The organism is Bacillota bacterium, assembly GCA_012839765.1.
Classification (GTDB): domain Bacteria; phylum Bacillota; class Limnochordia; order DUMW01; family DUMW01; genus DUMW01.
In genome coordinates this window covers 1-19,329 of record DUMW01000090.1, presented here as the reverse complement: position 1 = coordinate 19,329, position 19,329 = coordinate 1, and the positions used below count along the sequence as shown (strand labels likewise).

At 52.6% G+C, this 19,329-nt stretch carries 13 protein-coding genes; 3 read left to right on the top strand and 10 right to left on the bottom strand.

Going from position 1 to position 19,329, the window contains the following annotated elements; all coding sequences use genetic code 11:
- Window positions 1–586 precede the first annotated feature (586 nt).
- Complete coding sequence (locus GXX57_09425; GenBank protein ID HHV44867.1) at window positions 587–787, top strand: DUF3787 domain-containing protein; 201 nt, start codon at window positions 587–589, stop codon at window positions 785–787.
- A 26-nt stretch (window positions 788–813) separates the two neighbouring features.
- Here the strand turns inward: GXX57_09425 and nifJ are convergent, their stop codons facing one another.
- Complete coding sequence (gene nifJ, locus GXX57_09420) at window positions 814–4,335, bottom strand: pyruvate:ferredoxin (flavodoxin) oxidoreductase (protein HHV44866.1); 3,522 nt, start codon at window positions 4,333–4,335, stop codon at window positions 814–816.
- 342 nt (window positions 4,336–4,677) lie between these two features.
- On the opposite strand from nifJ, the gene GXX57_09415 reads away from it, so the two are divergent.
- Entirely contained in the window at window positions 4,678–5,871 is a 1,194-nt protein-coding gene (locus tag GXX57_09415) for an MFS transporter (protein ID HHV44865.1), read from the top strand.
- Between the two features lie 40 nt (window positions 5,872–5,911).
- On the opposite strand, the gene GXX57_09410 is transcribed toward GXX57_09415, so the two are convergent.
- The 8 genes from GXX57_09410 to GXX57_09375 all read right to left on the bottom strand — a co-directional run bounded on the left by GXX57_09410 (window position 5,912) and on the right by GXX57_09375 (window position 16,850).
- Window positions 5,912–6,274, bottom strand: coding sequence for a VOC family protein (locus tag GXX57_09410; GenBank protein ID HHV44864.1), 363 nt, complete (start codon window positions 6,272–6,274; stop codon window positions 5,912–5,914).
- 30 nt (window positions 6,275–6,304) lie between these two features.
- Window positions 6,305–7,660, bottom strand: coding sequence for a sulfatase (locus tag GXX57_09405; GenBank protein HHV44863.1), 1,356 nt, complete (start codon window positions 7,658–7,660; stop codon window positions 6,305–6,307).
- 603 nt (window positions 7,661–8,263) lie between these two features.
- Window positions 8,264–9,733: an arylsulfatase gene (locus GXX57_09400; protein HHV44862.1), complete on the bottom strand. Its 1,470-nt coding sequence runs from the start codon at window positions 9,731–9,733 to the stop codon at window positions 8,264–8,266.
- 82 nt (window positions 9,734–9,815) lie between these two features.
- Complete coding sequence (locus GXX57_09395; protein HHV44861.1) at window positions 9,816–11,057, bottom strand: hypothetical protein; 1,242 nt, start codon at window positions 11,055–11,057, stop codon at window positions 9,816–9,818.
- 4 nt (window positions 11,058–11,061) lie between these two features.
- Entirely contained in the window at window positions 11,062–12,396 is a 1,335-nt protein-coding gene (locus GXX57_09390) for a TldD/PmbA family protein (protein HHV44860.1), read from the bottom strand.
- Between the two features lie 398 nt (window positions 12,397–12,794).
- Window positions 12,795–13,769: a macro domain-containing protein gene (locus GXX57_09385; GenBank protein ID HHV44859.1), complete on the bottom strand. Its 975-nt coding sequence runs from the start codon at window positions 13,767–13,769 to the stop codon at window positions 12,795–12,797.
- A 365-nt stretch (window positions 13,770–14,134) separates the two neighbouring features.
- Window positions 14,135–14,449 (bottom strand): nucleoside triphosphate pyrophosphohydrolase, encoded by a 315-nt coding sequence (locus GXX57_09380; GenBank protein HHV44858.1) that lies wholly within the window; start codon window positions 14,447–14,449, stop codon window positions 14,135–14,137.
- Window positions 14,442–16,850: a DEAD/DEAH box helicase family protein gene (locus GXX57_09375; GenBank protein HHV44857.1), complete on the bottom strand. Its 2,409-nt coding sequence runs from the start codon at window positions 16,848–16,850 to the stop codon at window positions 14,442–14,444. The genes GXX57_09380 and GXX57_09375 overlap by 8 nt, the downstream gene beginning before the upstream one ends.
- Window positions 16,851–17,038: 188 nt before the next feature.
- On the opposite strand from GXX57_09375, the gene GXX57_09370 reads away from it, so the two are divergent.
- Complete coding sequence (locus tag GXX57_09370) at window positions 17,039–17,629, top strand: class I SAM-dependent methyltransferase (GenBank protein HHV44856.1); 591 nt, start codon at window positions 17,039–17,041, stop codon at window positions 17,627–17,629.
- A 537-nt stretch (window positions 17,630–18,166) separates the two neighbouring features.
- On the opposite strand, the gene GXX57_09365 is transcribed toward GXX57_09370, so the two are convergent.
- Entirely contained in the window at window positions 18,167–19,195 is a 1,029-nt protein-coding gene (locus GXX57_09365; protein ID HHV44855.1) for a uroporphyrinogen-III decarboxylase-like protein, read from the bottom strand.
- Window positions 19,196–19,329: the final 134 nt, after the last annotated feature.

The following is a 19,329-nucleotide window of genomic DNA, read 5'->3' as shown; positions in this document are numbered from 1 at the left end:
CGCGCGATGGGAGACCGGAGATCAGAAGCAGAAATGTTCTGCAAGAAAGAGGAATGTCAGCCGTACTTGTAGAAAGATTAGAAATATTATAGACAGACGTTGCCGAGATTGTCCATTTAATCAATAGTCTCAGTCTCGTATTTGTATTCTAGACCACTGGAAGAACGGGACAATAACAAAAGGATATAAGTTTAGAGCTATGAGCCCAAAGGCAGTAAACACGGATGCTGCTTACCTTTGACATCAAAGCCAAGGGTGGCCAAGGTATTGTCAAAAACCAAGCCACCTTTGACGGGAAACGGTACGAAGAAGCATTGTCAACATGGGTGTAAAAGGACCCGCTGGTTCACCCCGTTACATCAGCGGGTTGCGCAAAGATATTGGAGCAAGGATGGGCCAAAAACCGGAGCATTAGGTCAAGAAGAAGCTGGTATCTTCTTCCTGCTCGTTGCGTTCCAGCCTTCCTTGCTCACACTCTCCTCAGGACCTTCGCTGTCAATCACATTACCCCGAACACCATACGTAACTCTTTCGGAATAAAGGACATACTTTTATCCTAGACTAAGTGATAATAAGGAGGAATACCATGTACAAGCCTAAGCATCAACAAGACCGCAAAGTAGCATTGCAGGGACTGAAAAGGAAACGTTATTCTCTACCCGTTGAAGAGCACACCACCGCAGCCTGGGCAAATATCGAAAGACAAAAACCCGAATCGGGAGTCCATATCCCCAGTGAATTCCATGTGGTGGAAGGCCGCGAATGGGTGGAGGAGAACAAAAAATGATGAGCCCCCGAAGGGGCTCATTTTTCTTAGTAGTCCAAAGCGGCCAGCCGCTTGTATTCTTCCAGCCGTTCCTTGGCATCTTGCTCTGCTTGGGTGAACAACTCCTCCGCGATGTCGGGGAAGGTGTTCCGTAGCGAAGAGTATCGTACTTCGCTGGTGAGAAACTCTTGGAAAGACCCGGAGGGATCCTTGGAATCCAAGGTAAAGGGGTTCTTGCCCTCCAGTTTCCGCTGCGGATTATAGCGGTACAGGTGCCAGTAGCCCGCCTCCACTGCCTTCTTCTCCTGCATGATGCTCGTACCCATTCCCGTGCGGATACCATGGTTGATACAGGGCGAATAGGCAATGATAAGCGACGGTCCCGGATAGGCCTCCGCCTCAATGAGGGTACGCAGGGTGTGGTTGAGATTGGCCCCCATGGCAATTTGAGCCACGTAGACGTATCCGTAACTCATGGCCATGCGCCCCAAATCCTTCTTGCGGATCCGCTTACCCGATGCAGCAAACTTGGCCACCGCTGCTGTAGGAGTGGACTTTGACGATTGACCACCGGTGTTGGAGTAAACTTCGGTGTCCATCACCAGAATGTTCACATCGGCGCCGGTGGCCAGGACGTGATCCAAACCACCATAGCCAATATCATAGGCCCAGCCGTCACCGCCAATGATCCACTGGGATGGTTTTACAAGGTAATCCTGGCTGCTAATCAATTCCTGGATTAACGGATCAGTGGAATCCTTGTATTTCTCTAGGGCCTCCCGCACTGCTTTGCTGGCGGCCAGAGACTTTTCACCATCATTGAAGGCGTCCAGCCATTGCCCGAGGGCGTTGGCCAGCTCTTCATCGATGGAGCCGCGCAGCAGTTGCTCCATTACATTAGCGATGCGCTTGCGCAGCTGGCCCATTCCTAGCCACATTCCATATCCGAACTCCGCGTTATCTTCGAAAAGGGAATTGGCCCAAGCGGGTCCCCGTCCTTCTCGATTGGTGGTATAGGCCATGGAGGGGGCACTGGCGGTGTAGATAGAAGAGCAACCAGTGGCGTTGGCAATGATCATCCGATCGCCAAAAAGCTGGGAGATCAAGCGTAAGTAGGGAGTCTCTCCACAACCCGGGCATGCACCATGGAACTCGAAAAGGGGTGTACGCAGCTGACTACCCTTCAGGGTCTTCCAGTCGAGAAGATCACTCTTCTCTTTGATGGTCATTGCAAACTCCCAGTTATCCGCTTCTCTATCCAGGATTTCTTCCGCAGGCCGCATGACCAGAGCCTTCTCCGGTGCCGGACAAATATCGGCACAGTTGCCGCAACCTGTACAATCCAAGGGACTGACTTGAATCCGATAGCCATAATCCTGCAGGCCTCTTCCGAGGGCTTGCTTGGTAACGAAAGTTTCAGGTGCCTTTGCGATCTCCTCCTGATCTAGCAGGAACTGCCGAATGGTAGCATGGGGACAGACAAAGGAGCACTGACCACACTGGATACACTTGTCAATCTGCCATTCAGGCAACATCACCGCAATACCACGTTTCTCGTAGGCAGTGGTACCCACGGGGAAAGTTCCGTCTTCCATACCCACAAAGGCACTGACCGGAAGCTCGTCCCCCTCTTGGCGAGCCATGGGAGTTTGGATCTTTTCCACGAACTCCGGTACTTCCTTCGGTGGGAGCACTTCGTCCTGGGCATCCTTCCAACTGGCAGGTACTTCCACCTTCCGCAGGGCATCGATTCCCTGATCGATGGCAGCGAAGTTCATCTCCACTACGTTGCGGCCCTTTCTGCCGTACATCGATTCCACCGAGTCCTTCAACTGGCGGATGGCCTCTTCGAAGGGGATCACCCCAGCCAACCGGAAGAAGGCCGCCTGCATAATCATGTTGATTCTATTACCCAGTCCCACCTTTCCGGCGATAGAAAGGGCATCAATTGTGTAAAACTGCACGTTTTTCTCCGCGATGGTGCGCTTGAGGGAGGCCGGGAGATTCTCCTCCAGTTCTTCATCTTCCCAAGGACAGTTCAGAACAAAAATCCCGCCGTCCTTAATGCCCTTCAATAGATCGTAGTTGTTCACAAAGGAGCTGTTGTGACAGGCAATGTAGTCTGCTTCGTGAACCAGGTAAGAAGACTTGATGGGCTTCTTGCCAAACCGCAGGTGAGATACGGTAGTCCCCCCCGATTTCTTACTATCGTAGGAGAAATAGGCTTGGACATGTAAATCGGTGTTCTCTCCGATAATCTTCACCGCAGATTTGTTGGCACCAACGGTACCGTCGGAACCCAACCCCCAGAACTTGCAGCTGATGGTTCCCTCCGGTGTTGTATCCACGATGTCTTCTTCGGGAAGTGAACTGCCGGAGACGTCATCCACAATGCCGATGGTAAAGCGATCCTTAGGCTCCGCCTGTTTGAGGTTCCTATAGACCGCCAGGATCTGTGAAGGACGGGTATCCTTGGAACCAAGGCCGTAACGTCCACCCACGATCAAGGGCTGATTGTCCTCCCCTTGGAAAGCCTTCACCACGTCAAGATACAAGGGTTCGCCCAGGGAACCCGGTTCCTTGGTGCGATCCAAAACGGCAATACGTTTCACCGTCTTGGGCACAGCCTGGAGGAAGTGAAGCTTGGAGAAGGGGCGATACAACCGAACCTTTACCACGCCGACCTTTTCACCCTGGCTTCGCAGGTAGTCTACAACTTCTTCAACTGTATTGCAGGCAGAACCCATCACCACGATGATGGACTCAGCCTCGGGATCGCCGTAGTAGTCGAAGAGGTTGTAATGCCGGCCGGTGAGCTTTCCAATCTCCTTGAGATACCCTTCGACAATACCCGGAACCGCTTCATAGAAGGGGTTGGCCACTTCCCGGCCTTGGAAATAGATGTCCGGGTTCTGGGCCGTCCCCCGGATCACCGGATGGGCCGGGTTCAACCCGCGCTTGCGGAACTCTTGTAGGGCCTCTTGATCCAGCAGTTTGGCCACTTCGTCATATTCCAAGGCTTCAATCTTCTGGATCTCATGGGATGTCCTAAAGCCATCGAAAAAGTGCAGGAAAGGAACCCGGGCCTTGATGGCTGCCAAGTGGGCCACGCAACCTAGATCCATAACCTCCTGTACGTTTGCCGAAGCCAACATGGCAAACCCGGTCTGCCGACACGCCATGACATCCTGATGGTCACCGAAAATGGAAAGGGCATGGGTAGCCAGGGCGCGTGCACTGACGTGAAATACCCCTGGCAACAACTCTCCAGCAATCTTGTACATGTTCGGAATCATCAACAATAGTCCTTGGGAAGCAGTGTAGGTCGTTGTCAACGCTCCCACCGCCAAGGAACCGTGCATGGTCCCCGCAGCACCCGCCTCCGACTGCATTTCCACTACTCTGACCGGTTCACCAAAAATGTTCTTGCGCCCACGGGCACTCCATTCGTCCACCAGTTCCGCCATGGGAGAGGACGGAGTGATGGGATAAATGGCTGCCACTTCCGTGAAGGCATAAGAGATATACGCTGCAGCTTCGTTTCCATCAATTGTCATGATTCGTGCCACAGGACAACCCCCACCTTTTATATGAATTTCCTATAGTTGTTATTTTATGATTCCCGTTAATCATACCACATAAAATGGATAACGAAAATATTACTTGAGATTTCCTTCCAATTGGAACTCAGCAGACCCCCCATGGGGCCCTACGACAGTCTTCCCTTTCCTGAGGCCTGTTCCCACCGTTCTTCTCCAGTCTAGACAGGGTTCTAGAGAGTACCATCGCCCTCTTTTCGGCTATGGGAGACCGCCCTTTGCCCTCGATGCAGAAATTGCAAGGTCTTCCCAAGGGATCGCCCTTTTGCTATCATAGACTCTGTATGTACCAGACCCTAGGAGAGTGCTATTGTGAAGTTTACATATCGACATACTCTGCATGCCTGCTACCTTGGTTACGTAACCCAGGCGATAAATAACAATCTTGCGCCTTTGCTTTTTATCGTCTTTCAAAACCAGTTCGGTCTTTCCACGGAAATGCTCGGACGGCTTATCCTTTTAAACTTCACCACCCAGATTGTGGCCGATCTGGTCGCGGTTCGTTATGTAGACAGGATCGGTTACCGTCGTTCGGCCCTCATCGCCCACCTATTAAGTGCCTTGGGACTAATCTCCCTAGGTATTCTCCCCTTTTTGCTGCCTTCTCCATACGTAGGCCTTTGTTTGGCGACTATCATCTACGGCTGGGGCGGAGGATTCATCGAAGTGTTGATTAGCCCCATCGTGGAGTCCTTGCCCGGTGATGCGAAAGCATCGGCGATGAGTCTGCTACATTCCTTCTACTGTTGGGGACAGATGCTCGTGGTCATCGTCACCACTGTGCTGGTGCGACTCCTCGGAGCGAACCACTGGTATATCCTCCCCTTCCTTTGGGCCCTCATCCCTGCCACAAATTTCTTCCGGTTCACTAAGGTTCCCCTACGGGTACTGGTGCCGGAGGAACAACAGATGCCCATTCGGGAGCTATTCCGCTCCCCCAGCTTTCTCATCGCCCTGTTGCTCATGCTCTCGGCCGGAGCATCGGAACTCACCATGTCCCAATGGTCCTCCTACTTTGCCGAACAGGGTTTGCAGGTTCCAAAGATGATCGGTGATCTTATTGGTCCGGGCCTGTTCGCGTTGTTTATGGGTATTGGTCGCACGATCTACGGTGTGTGGGGCGAGCGCATTGACCTGCGAAAAGCCTTGCTTTTCACCAGCGCGCTTTGTGTTCTTTGCTATCTCCTCACGGTTTTTGCCCCCCATCCCCTGTTATCCCTGGCGGGCTGCTCCCTGACGGGCTTTTCCGTAAGTTTGATGTGGCCGGGCACTTTCAGTCTCAGTGCCAGAGCCTTTCCCTTTGGGGGTACGGCCATGTTCGGCATCTTGGCCATTTTCGGCGATCTGGGCGGTTCCCTCGGTCCTTGGTCCGCCGGTCTTGTGGCAGACCTGACCGAACGGGGTCTACACGCCGGGCTTTTGACCGCTTCCGTATTCCCCCTAGCCCTGCTGATTGGGGTGCAGTTGTTCTCCCCTAAAAAGGTCACCGAAGAAAGCAAAGCCTAGGTCCGTCAGCTTGGACCCAGGCCTTTCTCCTTTGTCGCAGCTACTTCAGTTCCACGAACTGCACCTTTACTCCATTGGGATCCAGGATAAAGAAGAACTTTGTCTGGGGATTAGGCTCAAAGGGTCCACTGTGCACGGGAAAACCCTTCTGCGCGACAAATTCCATCATTTTCTCCACGGAATCCACCTGGAAACCGAGGGAAATGGAGTCTCCACAGCGGCAGTCCTGCTGAGACTGGTCGTAAATCAACTCCACTTCTGTGCCCCCAGCCCCTAGAAAAACGATCTCCCTGCCGGGGCCAGCGGCAAACCGCCGGTTAATCTCCAGACCCACAATGTCCCGATAAAACTCGATTGACTCTTCCAGATCCTTGACCATGATGGTTACCCACCGGAATTTCATAAAGACCCCTCCTACTTTTCTAAGTCTCATCTATCTTACCAACATATCCAAAAAAACCTGCGCATCATGACACCACTCCGCGGTCTCCCGGGGTGAAGTTTGGTTGGGCGAGGTCACCAATACACCCGTTTCGGGTAGGACTAGGTTGTTATCCCAAAGAGGATCCCTGGTCTCCCTCATCCAACGATCTAGCCTGTTGCGCATATCGACTAATACCGAGGCATACTCGGGTCGTTCCGCCAGATTGCACCGTTCCATAGGATCGTACACCAGATCATATAAGGCTTCCCGCGGATGGCGCATATCGCGGAGTCCCTGTTCCAACAGATAGCTTTTCGTATGACCGTCATCAATATTGGGCAACACCACGGACAAATCGTCCAAATAGCGACGGATATAACTCCAACGCTGCGTGCGAACCCCCCGCTGGGGCTCAAAGGCTGCATGGAACGTCACTTCCGCAAAGAGCTCCTCTCGGATCTCCTCGGCTTTACCCTCCAGGAGAGGTAACAGGGAATACCCCTGAAGCCAGGGCGGATGTTCACAGCCCACCAGATCGCAGATGGTGGGATATACATCCATGTGGGAAACAAGGCTATCCAAGACCAGCCCCTTCGGTAAACCAGGTCCCCGCATCATCAGCATCACACCAGTACCCCAAGCGGTAAGATTGCACTTCATACCAGGGAAGGCCATGCCATGGTCGGTGGTGCAGACCACTAGGGTGTTCTCCCTTAGACCCGCCTCATCTAAGGCAGACAGTACCATCCCCATGTGGTGGTCTAGGCGACGGACGCCGGCCTTAAACTCCGCCATATCCTTACGGACCGCTGGATGATCCGGTAGCAGCGGCGGCGGAGACTCATAGGAGCCATCTTCCTCCACTTTGGGGAAGGACCGATGGGTATCCGTAAAGCCCACCGACATAAAGAAGGGTTCCTGGGGTCTACTCAACAAAAACTCCCGGGCCGCGTTGGCCACCGTAGCATCACCTTTAGTGGGCAAGACAAGATCATATCCAATGACTTCCTTGTTTTTAGCAACATGCTGTACACCGGCCAAAATCGACCGATAGCCCACCTTCTTCAAGGTGTGGATGATATGTTGACTATAGTCATTCAGACCGAAGCCGCGATGGGCCAGTCCCAACATGCCGCTGCTATGGGCACACTGACCCGTCAACAAACCTGCCCGACTGGGAGAACAGGTAGGGCCCACACAGTGACAGTTGCGAAACATTACTCCTTCTTCGGCCAAGCGTTGCAGATTGGGCGTTTCCACCGGGAAGCCATAGGGTTGGATGAAGCGACCCGTATCATGGGAATGTAGATAAAGGATGTTAAACTTTGGCACAATCTTGCCCCCTATGCTTATGTAATGGAACATGGACTTGCTGGATGAATCTGGCTCGAGATAGGCATATCATATCACACTACCAGCGCTTGTAGAAAAACAGGGAAGCAACGATGCTCCGAAAACTCCAGTCCTTCGGCCCATTTTGGTATTAGACCATGTTCCCGTGTCTCGTAAACCGGACACAGGTCTGTTTCCCCGTACAACTGGTCCCAAAAGGATATCGGGCAATCTCCCGCCGACCCGTTGGGCGGATTACCCGATGATAACGACGACTTACAATTCCCCATCTGGCAATAGGGTGGCACCGATCCTCAAAGGAACCGGCGGACGCCACGGTCCTTATTGCGACAGTACCACTTTTCCTGTGGTAGGCGTCCACTGGGGTGCGCCTTCGATCAAAATCTTGACATAATTGACCGGCTGTTCAAACTGCAGCGAAGGTTTCAGATAGAACTACGCATGGGCAGGCAAACCATTGACGCTCACCTGATCTTAAACTACGGTCCACTGGCCCCTAACTCCCATCATTAGTGTTACAGATCGTCTATGCTCCAAGTCCAAACCCGTCCTCCTATGGACACCTTCTTAAGTTCAGGACCTCCCCTTATCCTGTAACCCAACCTTTTACACACCCTATCGGGTTCGAGAACTGGTCAAGAGCTCTTGCAACCGTTGAGACATCTTTTCCACCATATCCGGATGCATTTCAGCTAGGTTAGTCTGCTGACCGATATCCTCCCCTAGATGGTAAAGCTGGGCTTTAGGGGAATTGCCTAGCTCGATTCCCGTGTTGGGCGCCACGGAATGTCCGGGATAGGGGGGAATATAGACCCTATCACCAGACCGCAGTATGGTCTTTGCCCCGATACCTTCCAAGATTAGTTCCTCACGGCCAACGGGATCTTTCCCCAACAGTGCCGGGAGCATGTTCAGGCTATCGGGGGCGGCCGTTTCTTCCAAAGGTTGGTCCAACAGGGCAGCAAAACTGGCCAGGAAATCCACCTGACAAACCACAGCAGAAGAGCGACCGGGCTTTACCACCCCGGGCCAGCTCAAGATAAAGGGCACCCGGGTGCCTCCGTCGTACAGACTATACTTCCCGCCCCGCAGGGGTCCTGCCGGGCGGTGGTCACCGTTGAGTCCTACCGCTTGGTCTTGGTAACCATCATCCAACACAGGACCGTTGTCACTGGTAAAGATCACAATGGTGTTTTCACGTAATCCTTCCTGCTTCAAAACATCCAATAACTGGCCCACACACCAATCCAGTTCCATGATCACATCACCCCGGGGTCCTAGGGCGCTCTTTCCCGCAAACCTAGGTCCCGGTACCCGGGGAACATGGGGTTGGTGCAGGGCATAGTACAAGAAGAAGGGGCGATCCTTGTGCTCTTTTACGAAAGAAACGGCCTTACTCAAAAACACTTCTGACATGGTCTCATCGTCCCAAAGGGCGGCCCTACCGCCCCGCATGTATCCAATACGGCCAATGCCGTTGATGATGGTCATGTCGTGACCATGGCTGTGCTTTAGACGCAGCAATTCCGGATGGTCCCTACCCGTTGGCACTTCGGGAAAGGGATTCTCTTTCCCATACCATACCTCAATAGGATCCGAAGGATCCAACCCTACCACCCGACGTCCTTCGATGTACACACAGGGTACACGGTCATTGGTGGCCGGCATAATGAAGGAATAATCAAAGCCTACATCCAAGGGGCCAGGTTTGATCTCCCGATTGTAATTCACATTTCCTGCACCTAACCCCAGATGCCACTTGCCCACAACCCCGGTGGCATACCCTGCAGCCTGTAACATCCGGGGTAAGGTTTGGGAACCAGGAGGAATAATCATAGGCGCATCGCCCGGCAAGATTTGGGCCCCCTTGTTGCGCCAAGGATAGGCTCCCGTCAACAAGCTGTACCGGGACGGTGTACAAGTCGCCGCCGTGGCATAGCCTTGGGTGAAGACCAACCCTTCCCGGGCCAGCTGATCAAGGTGCGGTGTGGGAATCCGGGTGGCACCGTAGCAGCCCACATCGCCGTAACCCAGGTCATCGGCATAGATGATAACCACATTAGGCCGTTTCGATTGTGTGTACACAGGATTACCCCCTCCCTCGATGCTTCACTACTTCGGGACACATCCCATGCCAGTGTCCGCTCAACTCTCAATAGACACAGAACTACCTGATTACCTGCATGTAATAGCCCTGCAGCTGGGTTGGTACATCGCCCACGTACAAGGCCGTATTGTCAAAGGTGCCGATATAGTCGGAGCCAAGCATCTTGAACAGGTGGGATCTTATCGTACACTCAGGCAATCGCCCTAACAGTCTCTCGCCGTCGAAAAGGAACCCCAATTGTACCGGCGCAGCAAAACTGCCGTCTGGGGTGAATTCCCCACCGGAACTCAGCACCACCAAAAGGGCTAATTGTCCGTTGAGAGCTGCTTTGAGATCCGAAGTGTCGGTTCTGAAATGCAAGGGCACCGACCTCAAGGACGGCATTTCGTCATAGGCTCCCGATGCAGCACCAGTATGGGGTAGGTTGTATAAGGCTGCTGTCTTCTTATCCGTAAAGACACTTACCAACCGCCCCTGATCGATTAGAACATACCGGTCCTCGGGTAATACTACACCCTCCGCGTCGAAAAAGGGTCTTAGGGTATAGTGAGGGTTATAGCTTTGTTCTAGGGTGATCTTTTCATGGAAGAGCTGCTCCCCTAACCTGCCGCTGAACAGGGAGCTACCGGTGGCAAACCTTTCCCCGTGCAAGGACCTATTCAGAAAACCCAGCAAAGTATCCATTTCAAGGGTGAATACCGGAAGCACTTCCCCCTCCGGGAAGGAAGCAGGGGTCAAGTGGGCCTGCAGATAGGAGTCGGCGAAGCTCCAAAAAGCCTCCGCATCAAACTTCCGGCTGGTACATACTAAGATACCGTCAATTACATTGGCTGACTTCTTCTCCTTCACCAGCAGTTCGATGGCAAAATGCCCATCTCGGTATTCCAGATCGAGGCCGGCGGTGTTGTAGATCCGCTGCCTGACCTCTCGAAAGGCGATGGTCTGGCTGAAATCAAAGGCAGGATGTTCCCGGCGCAGGGTATCCAACACCGACTCGGCAATGGCGACCACGTCGTCGGAACTGAGGGGATCGAGCAAGTAATCCCGATGATCCTTCTTGTCCCTGGACAGGGCATAGGGATAGCTAATCCCACAGGACAGGTTCTCCATAGCCTCTCTCACAAGCCCATCTTCATCCACTGCACCAATACCACCGGAAATGCCGATCTTTCCGTCGGCGTAAACCCGGACACCCTTCTTTGTGATGTCCTTGGTCCGGATGGCATCAATCCGTGTGTTGATCGTCCGCGCGGCGGTTTCCTTTTCATGGATAATAACAAATTCCCTTTGCATTCTTTCCATCCCTTCACTGGACCTTAAGTTTCCGAACTCGCGTGTATGGCCCACCTAAACCCACGGGCAATGGGTACTGCTCTATCTTACCGCATCCACCACCGACAAATGTGGTAATCTCAAACTCTTCGCTGACCGCATCCACTTCCGCCAGGGTTTCGAAGACGCTGCCGGTCACCACCGAGACCTTCACCGGAGTGGTAATTCGACCATGCTCGATCAAATAGGCCCGACCGGGTGCCAGGGTGAAGGTAGACATCCCTGAACCATGTTTTATGGTGTCGATGTAAACACCTTTGTCGATTTCCCCCACAATGTCTTTCAGGGGACGATCCCCTTTTTCAATGTAGGTGCTGGTCATCCGCACGATCGGCTCGAACTCGAAATCTAGGGCCCTGGCATTTCCCGTCAAGGGCTCCTCCAACAAGGCGGCAGTGGCGGCGCTGTGCAACCGGCCCGTAAGCACACCGTTGGTGACAATATACGTCTTCTTACCTTTGGTCCCTTCGTCATCATAGGGGGTATAGCCATATCCAATAACGTTACTATCATCGATGATGGTGAGAAGCTCCTGGCCGATCCGCTTACCCAAGGCCCATTCCGCCTTCATAGTTTCGTCACCCACCATGAAATCGGATTCGCTCTTGTGACCAAAGCTTTCATGGGTAAAAACTCCGGTGGCCTCGGGGCTCAGTAAAACGGGGTACTCTCCAGGAACCACCGGCACCGCATGTTTCACAAAGGCAACCTCCTTCTCCAACTCAGCGTGGAAATAGTCCTGAAGGTTTTCCAGCTCCTCGAAATGGACCACGGGTTTGGACATCGGGGCCTGGTTCCTGTTTTCTCCATGGGCTAGTTCCAGATTAATCCGAATGCCGGCCATCTGCTTGTCAAAGGTGATCGAACTGCCCTTGGAGGTGCAGATAGTCTTGATGGTCTTGTTGTCCACGTAAAAGGAAGAATGGTGTACAACCACCGGGTCAGTGATCAAGGAAAGATAGCTTTCCAAAAGCTCTCGTTTCTTTACAACTGGAATATCTGTCACTGAACGGGTGGTGTACCGAAGCAAGGTATCCTGATGTACTTCAAAGGCTTTCACAATGGGGTGCTCTGAAATATCGGGATCGGGATCTGCCATCTTGGCTAGGGAGTCTATTTGGGTCTGAATGCCATCAATATCTGTGGTGGCACTGTAATACCACCGTTTACCATCAAAGACCCGAATAAAGGCTCCCTGACGGTGCCGTACCTTTTGTTCCTCTAATGTCAGCTTCCGGAAACTGATCTTCGTATCGAAGGTTTCCTCGATACGCACATCCACATACAATCCTTCGGGAAAATGATACATCATGAACTCCTTTCTGGATCCTAATCCTAAGCTAAACCAGCATCTACAGCAATTCCTAGTTATTCTACCACTGCAAGAACACCGGGATACGAGGTTCTTCGTGCAATCACTTCTTTACTACACCCAGGCATCTATGGGTTTTCAACTGCAGTAGAGGCAAGTCTCTTGCAAGTCACCACCTAAATAGCGTCCAGGAGAACTATGGGACTAGTGGATCAAATCCAAACGAGACACAAGTTCCCTATCGGACACCGAGATCCCTCCCTGGCAAGAGCACATTGTCACTAGCTGCTTTGAAGCAGCGACTGGGCCGCTAAGGTCTTTTGTCCCTGGAAAAGCGTCAATTCCCTGGGCGGAGCATCTAGTTCTGTGCGTCTTTGGTTTGGAATCAGGTCTAGCTAGACCCCACCCAATAGGGGCTGATCATATTTGAACAGCACTTGGTTGATCTCGAAAATGTTGTACCGACCGTTGACAATAAAATACTCCGCGATAATATCTAGCTTCTGAGAGGGGGACAGTGCAAAGCCTGCGCGTTTTAACAAATCATTGGTCTCATCCAAGGTGAGTTCTAGAGCCACAGCCAAGGCGAGGACGGTTCGCTTGCTGGGTAGATAACCCTCGCTTCTAATCTTCGAGAACAACCGCCGGTGGATGTTGGCCCGTTTGTAAACCTCTACATCGCTTTTCATCTTAGCGTCAATCAAACGCAATAGGGTTGTGGAAAAGGACTCGTCTGAATTCTCCAGCAAGTGATCCAAGGCTTTCCCCGGAACCATGGCTGCATCCCCATCTACCCCAATACCAGGAGCCGATGGGTTCATCGGCACAGACACATCAGAAAGGCAATTGTTTGCGACATACCGGGAGATTTCCTGCCACAGCTGGTCATCTACCACGATGGTCTCCTTGTCCAAGACACATAGGTATACATCCAGATCATGGTCCTGGAGAAACTCGGCAATGGCAGCGGTAGCTACCTGCAAAGCCTCTCCTTTGGGATAACCGAAGATCCCGCTGGAGATAAGGGGAAAGGCCAGGCTTTTACAATCATGTTCTATCGCTAATCGTAGGGATGCGCGGTAAGCGGATCCCAGAAGTCGCTTACTTTCTGCAGGATTCTTCCGGTCATAGACCGGCCCCACCGCATGGATGACGTATCTACTGGGTAGAGCGAAACCGGGGGTGATCACCGCTTGGCCGGTCTTGATTGGCGCCAGTCGCTCGCAGGCAGCCTGCATCTTGCTGGGCCCGGCTGCCCGAAAAATGGCTCCGCAAACCCCGCCGCCCATCCTCAACTGTTCGTTGGCCGCATTGACAATGGCATCCACCGTCATCCTGGTGATATCCTCTTGAACGATGTTAAAGGGCATCCCTGTACCCTCCCATTCCCACTGGCATCCCAACTACTTCCATCCGAGCCCCCCAACTAAGTACTTCCCAGTCCAAGGCTCCTCCTTTTGCGTTTCCCATGCTACCAGACCGGGAATGCTTATCCCCGTGCCCATCGATGATCGCTCTAGGGCGACTCTCCACCGCTACCACGGGCATTGCCCAGATGTTGGATCGGTGCTTGTCTACAGGATGGACAGCCTGTCCCCGGGGTTGCCCGAACAGGTAGGAAAGATGGCTGAAGCCACTTATCAAAAGGCGGTCACTGGCGTTACCTTTGGGTACGGGGATCACCAGTGTTCGGGTATGTCCTACCGCCCCCGCGTCATGTTGCAGGTAAAGGACTCTAATCCTCCACCCACTCTAACCAAATTCCCCGGTCAAACCCTCCCCGTTCTTCCCGCTTCTTGTTCTTAAGGGCCAAAACTTCCTGGAACGATGATCCTAGATGATGGGCTAGTCCATCCACGACCTCAAGGATGTCCGCCAGTTCCTCCAAATCCCGTTCACTGGACCGAAACTCGTTGAATTCCTCCAACAACTTAGCTTCCAGGCCAGCAAGTAGTTCCTCCCCAGTTACGGTGGAACAACGGCATTTCCTTCCACTGGTACGAATAATCTCGGGTATGCGATCCCTCACGAGCTTGTTGTAATCAGGCATGTCCATCCCCTCTCACGCGCAGTCGCTCTTGTACAAAACGGGCAATCTTCTGCCGTTCTCGGTAACGGAGAATATCCTGGATGTGCTGCAGTAACGCTGGCGACTGGTTTTCCACGATCACCGGCTTCAGTCGCAATCTTCGGTTAATCTGATCGAACTCGAAGAAGGGTGAGCTCTTGTCAAGGTACTTGATAGGGTTCTTTTCCGCAAGCTGGGTCCACTTCTCCAGAGGCCAGTCTTGAAACCCCCGACTGGAGGAATCCTGCATGTCGTCATGGAAGCGAAGATCTTGGTAGTACCGTTGCAGGGAACGGCCGATGTCCTCACTGGTCACCTGGGGCAAAAGTCCCCCGTCACGGATGAAGGCTTCCACGGTTGGGATCTTGTAGAGTTTTTGCATACTGGTACTCTCCAAGTCTAGAAGAAAGGCCTCCAGCTCGGTGTCTAGCCAGCTTTCTTCCTCAGGGGTAAGCTCCCCAAGACTTGCCAGAAACCGTAGGTAGCCCTTCTGAGGTCTAAGGTGTCGTGGGCTTAGATACTCCCGGGAGGGAATATCGCTACCTCCATGCACATCCAGACGTAAGGGCCGTCTTCCCAAATCCGCCTTGAGGCGGAAATAGTCGGCCTTCATCCGCTCAGGTAGGGGGTCGTGTTTACGCATCTCGGCAAAGACGTCCAGCAGGCGTAGATCAAATTGGATCGTACACCCTTCGGCCACAAAACGCTGGAGATCCCGCATCCGGTAGAACTGGTGCTCTTCCTTTTCGGGATTACAGCCTGTGAGAAGCAATGGAATCAGATGGGCTCTCCGATAGTTCCCTACGAAATCCAACACCGTGAGGTAATCCTTGTTCTCCGCCTTGCGCAAACCACGGCCAAGCTGTTGTAGGAAAACGGTGTAGGATTCTGTGGGCCGCAAGAACATGACCAAATCTACTTCGGGAATATCCACACCCTCGTTGAACTGATCTACAGAAAAGATCACTTCGATTTTTCTCTTCCGCAGGGCCTCCACCGCGGCAGCCCTGTCCAGCACATGGGGGCCAGAGCCACTGTGCACAGCGGCAGCAGGGATCTTCTTGCTTAGAAAGAAGGCGGTCATATAATTGGCATGGTTGATACCGCTGCAGAAGGCCAAGGCACGTTGGGAACGATGCTCGAGGTAGTGTTTTAGGATGAGGTCTCCCCGGGAAGCAATGGTCAGCGCCTTTTCCAGTTCTTCCGCCACGTAACGTCCGTTCTGCATGGCGATCTGGTTGTAGTCGACGGTATCATCATAGATGCCGTAATAATGAAAGGGAACCAAGTAGTCCTTGTTGATGGCCTCCTGGAGGTTGATCTCGTAGACCACATTGTCTTCACAAAACTGGAAGATATCCTGGTTGTCCATACGATAGGGTGTAGCCGTAAGACCTAGCATAAAACGGGGCTGGAAGTAGTCGACAATCCGTTGATAGCTCCTGGCCGCCACGTGGTGAAACTCGTCGATAACGATATAATCAAAGTAGTCCGGTGGGAAGTAGCTGGGATGGAGATACCGTTCTTGGGAGAGGGTCTGCACCGAAGCAAAGATCAGGTCCTTGTCCGTGTCTTTCACATCGGCTTTGAACCAACCAGTACTTTTCCAGGGCACCACCCGCCTGAAACTCTCCTCCGCCTGGCGCAGGATCTCCTCCCGATGGGCCACAAAGAGGACCCGGCGAAACTGCCTGCTGTCAAAGGCGGCCAGGTATGTTTTCCCCACACCAGTAGCCATCACCACCATCCCCCGCTGGAAACCCTCGGCTCGGGATAGTTCCAAGTAGTGCAAGGCCTCAATCTGGGCACCCAGGGGTTGGGGTCTGTCCTCCAATTCCTTCGGTTTAACCGTTCCCCGTAACCACCGGGGACGCTTCCACGAAAGACTATACTCCTTCAGCCACTCATCATCGAGGGGACGGGCTGCGGCGAACAAACGTTCAAAATGATCGATAAACGCCTTGTAATCCTCGGGTTGTTGTTGGCCTACTAGACGGTAATTCCATTCGATGCCGTCGACAAGACCACTGCGGGACAGATTGGAAGAACCCACATAGACTTCTCCCTGGTTGCCACCCATGAAGATATAGGTTTTGGGGTGGAAGGAGATCTCGTTGGACTCGTAGATACGGATGTCGGCTCTATTCTGCAGCTGATCTTTCAATAGATAAAGGGCTGAGGGCTCGGTGATGTTCAGGTAATTAGAGGTCAGGATCTGCACTGGCACACCACGCGCCACCGCCCTTTGCAGATCCGTAAGCAGGAGCCGAACTCCTGATTCCAAAATGAAGGAAACGACAATCTTGATGTGTTCGGCTCGGCCAAAGGATTCCTGTAGACTGTCTAACAGGGGAACTTGGTAGTTTGTGATTACATTGTGCACCCTTGACCCTCCACATCCGTACCTATAACCCCTTTTTCTACATCTTCTGGGAAAAACCTTCCCCCAATGGAGGCTAGTGGGGAATCACTCTCTCCTCCTCATTAACCATCCCTAGTACGGACGAGGGTCGGGAGTGTGGTATAATACCGGCAATGGTGGCATTGAAAATCAGAAGCAGGCGAGGAAATATGGAAAATACCAGCGTCAGATATTACAACGAACATGCCCAAGCCTATTTCCAAAGCACGGTACACCTGGATATGACCAGGTCCTACCGGCCCTTTCTCAAGCACCTGAAACCCGGTGCGAAAATCCTTGATGCCGGTTGTGGTTCCGGCCGCGACAGTCTTTACTTCAAACGCCGCGGCTTTGAGGTGACGGCCTTCGATGCATCGAAAGAGCTGGTTGCCCTAAGCGCAAAACTGCTAGACCAGGAAGTCCTTCTCATGCGCTTTGAAGATCTTACCTTACCTGATCGATATGACCGTATATGGGCCTGTGCCTCCCTTCTGCATGTGGACAAGGAAAAACTGGCAGAAGTACTAAGGAACCTCACTGCACACCTGAAAGACGGCGGCATATTCTACATGTCCTTCAAGTATGGTGAGGGGGAACGTTGGATCGACGGAAGGTACTTCCATAATCTGAACGAAACGGACTTGGAGAGGATCATCCAACAGGTTCCCGAACTAAGGATCAGGGAGGTTTTTGTCAGCGACGATGTAAGAGCCGAAAAGAACCACGAGTGTTGGCTGAACGCCTATCTTTTGAGGACATAGACTTTACAGGACTTTATCGCCGGTTTTGCTGGTCGTCCAATGACAAATATGTTTTCCCGAAGGGAAAGCGCAGCTTGAGTCCTCCACCCGTACCAGGAAAGGGCGGCCTGGTCTTTGCTGAGACCACACCATCGAGGCCGAAACTGATTCCGATGCATGGCAACACGCCCTAAAGGTTACAGGCAACACAGGTTGGTATTTGGAATTCACCCTTCGCTTTTGGAACACCTGACGATTCCGGAGCAAAACCTAAGTACGGATTGTGGCCATACACACAACCACCTTGTGCCAAGGCCGATGGAAGCAAACCCCAGTTTAGAGGATCTGGTGGTTTTGGTTGGATTGACATCTGGGATTCTCCCTTTTTGGTTTTCACCCCATCTGTGCTCACCGCAAGGGCAACCGGTACTGGTATTGATATTCGCTTGTCTTTTCCCTCGGGTAGCTCAAGGGCCGAGGGCCAAAAGAAGGACCTTCCAATTCGGAAGGTCCCGCAATTGGTCCCGCGATTAATCAATGGGAAGAGACAATGGTAACTTAGTACACGCCTATCTTCCGTCCTTCGTCTAGCATCGCTAGGTAGTTTTCCGTAGGGATGTAGTTGGCCACACTGTTTCCGGTGCCCAAGGCGTAACCGCCGCCGGGCATACAGGCTTCGAGGATTTCCCTTGTCCGGGCTCGCACTTCCTCCTCGGTAGCCCGGCAAAGGAAGTCCACGTCGAGCCCACCGAGAATCGCCATCCGATCGCCAAAGAGCTGTTTTGCTTCCTCAACGGGCATAATGATGTCTTCGTAGGAATGCTTCGCATCGATGCCGCAGTCCACCAAATCATCGATAATCTCCCGGAGGTTGCCGCAGGAATGGAGGATAACGGGTTTATCGTAGGCGTGGCAGATCTCACAGTAGCGTTTGTACCACGGGAAGACCAGTCTTCTCAAGTCCTTAGGGGAGATCATGGTACCGGAGCGAAAACCAAGGTCGTCGGAAATTAACATCGCGCCCACCGCTTCGTGCTGGACGCAGTATCGATAAATCTCTTCGTACAACCTACCCACCCGGTCAAAGACTGCTTCCACCAAATCGGGATTGTCGACCATAGCATAAGACAAACCTTCATAACCCATCAAACCCATGGGATCCTCCAGCACGTGGCCGGTAAGTACGATACCCTTCATCCCATCAGGCATCTCCTTAGCTGCCCTGTCCAACTCGATGAAGGCCTCCGGTGTCACCTGGGGCCATGGATAATTCTCAAAATCTTCCCAGGTGGCAATAGTGCACATACTTGCGGTGCGGAAAGCTCGTTTGCCCCGAGAAAGCGGGGCAGTGTCTTCCGTAACTGCAGCCCCTTGCATTGGCAGGTGAATACGAGCCCAAAGGGTTACAAAGTCATAACCTAGCTTGTATTGGAATTCGATGCGGTCCTTTAGATCCTGATAGGGACGGCCGAGTACCTTGCTGATCACTTCCCGGTCCGCAAACAGTTCGTAAAAGGGAACAACATCCGGTTCACCTTGTAGCTGAAGGACTTTCTTCAGTCTGTTAAAGTCCGGCTCTCTTTTCAATATAGTTTCCGCCTTGACCCCCTAGTTTTGGAGAATATGCTTGTACTTCATCTACATATCGCATGATTGCTTCGTATTTCTACCAGTTGCACTTTTTACTCATCTTAGGCGGCCTTGAGTGCTTCTTTGGTATG

What these genes read in the sequence shown, in the direction of transcription:
- GXX57_09425 (HHV44867.1), top strand. Translation starts at nt 587, where the DNA reads ATGTACAAGCCTAAGCATCAACAAGACCGCAAAGTAGCATTGCAGGGA.
- GXX57_09410 (HHV44864.1), bottom strand. Translation starts at nt 6,274, where the DNA reads ATGAAATTCCGGTGGGTAACCATCATGGTCAAGGATCTGGAAGAGTCA.
- GXX57_09385 (HHV44859.1), bottom strand. Translation starts at nt 13,769, where the DNA reads ATGCCCTTTAACATCGTTCAAGAGGATATCACCAGGATGACGGTGGAT.
- GXX57_09370 (HHV44856.1), top strand. Translation starts at nt 17,039, where the DNA reads ATGGAAAATACCAGCGTCAGATATTACAACGAACATGCCCAAGCCTAT.
- GXX57_09395 (HHV44861.1), bottom strand. Translation starts at nt 11,057, where the DNA reads ATGGAAAGAATGCAAAGGGAATTTGTTATTATCCATGAAAAGGAAACC.
- GXX57_09390 (HHV44860.1), bottom strand. Translation starts at nt 12,396, where the DNA reads ATGTATCATTTTCCCGAAGGATTGTATGTGGATGTGCGTATCGAGGAA.
- GXX57_09405 (HHV44863.1), bottom strand. Translation starts at nt 7,660, where the DNA reads ATGTTCCATTACATAAGCATAGGGGGCAAGATTGTGCCAAAGTTTAAC.
- GXX57_09380 (HHV44858.1), bottom strand. Translation starts at nt 14,449, where the DNA reads ATGCCTGATTACAACAAGCTCGTGAGGGATCGCATACCCGAGATTATT.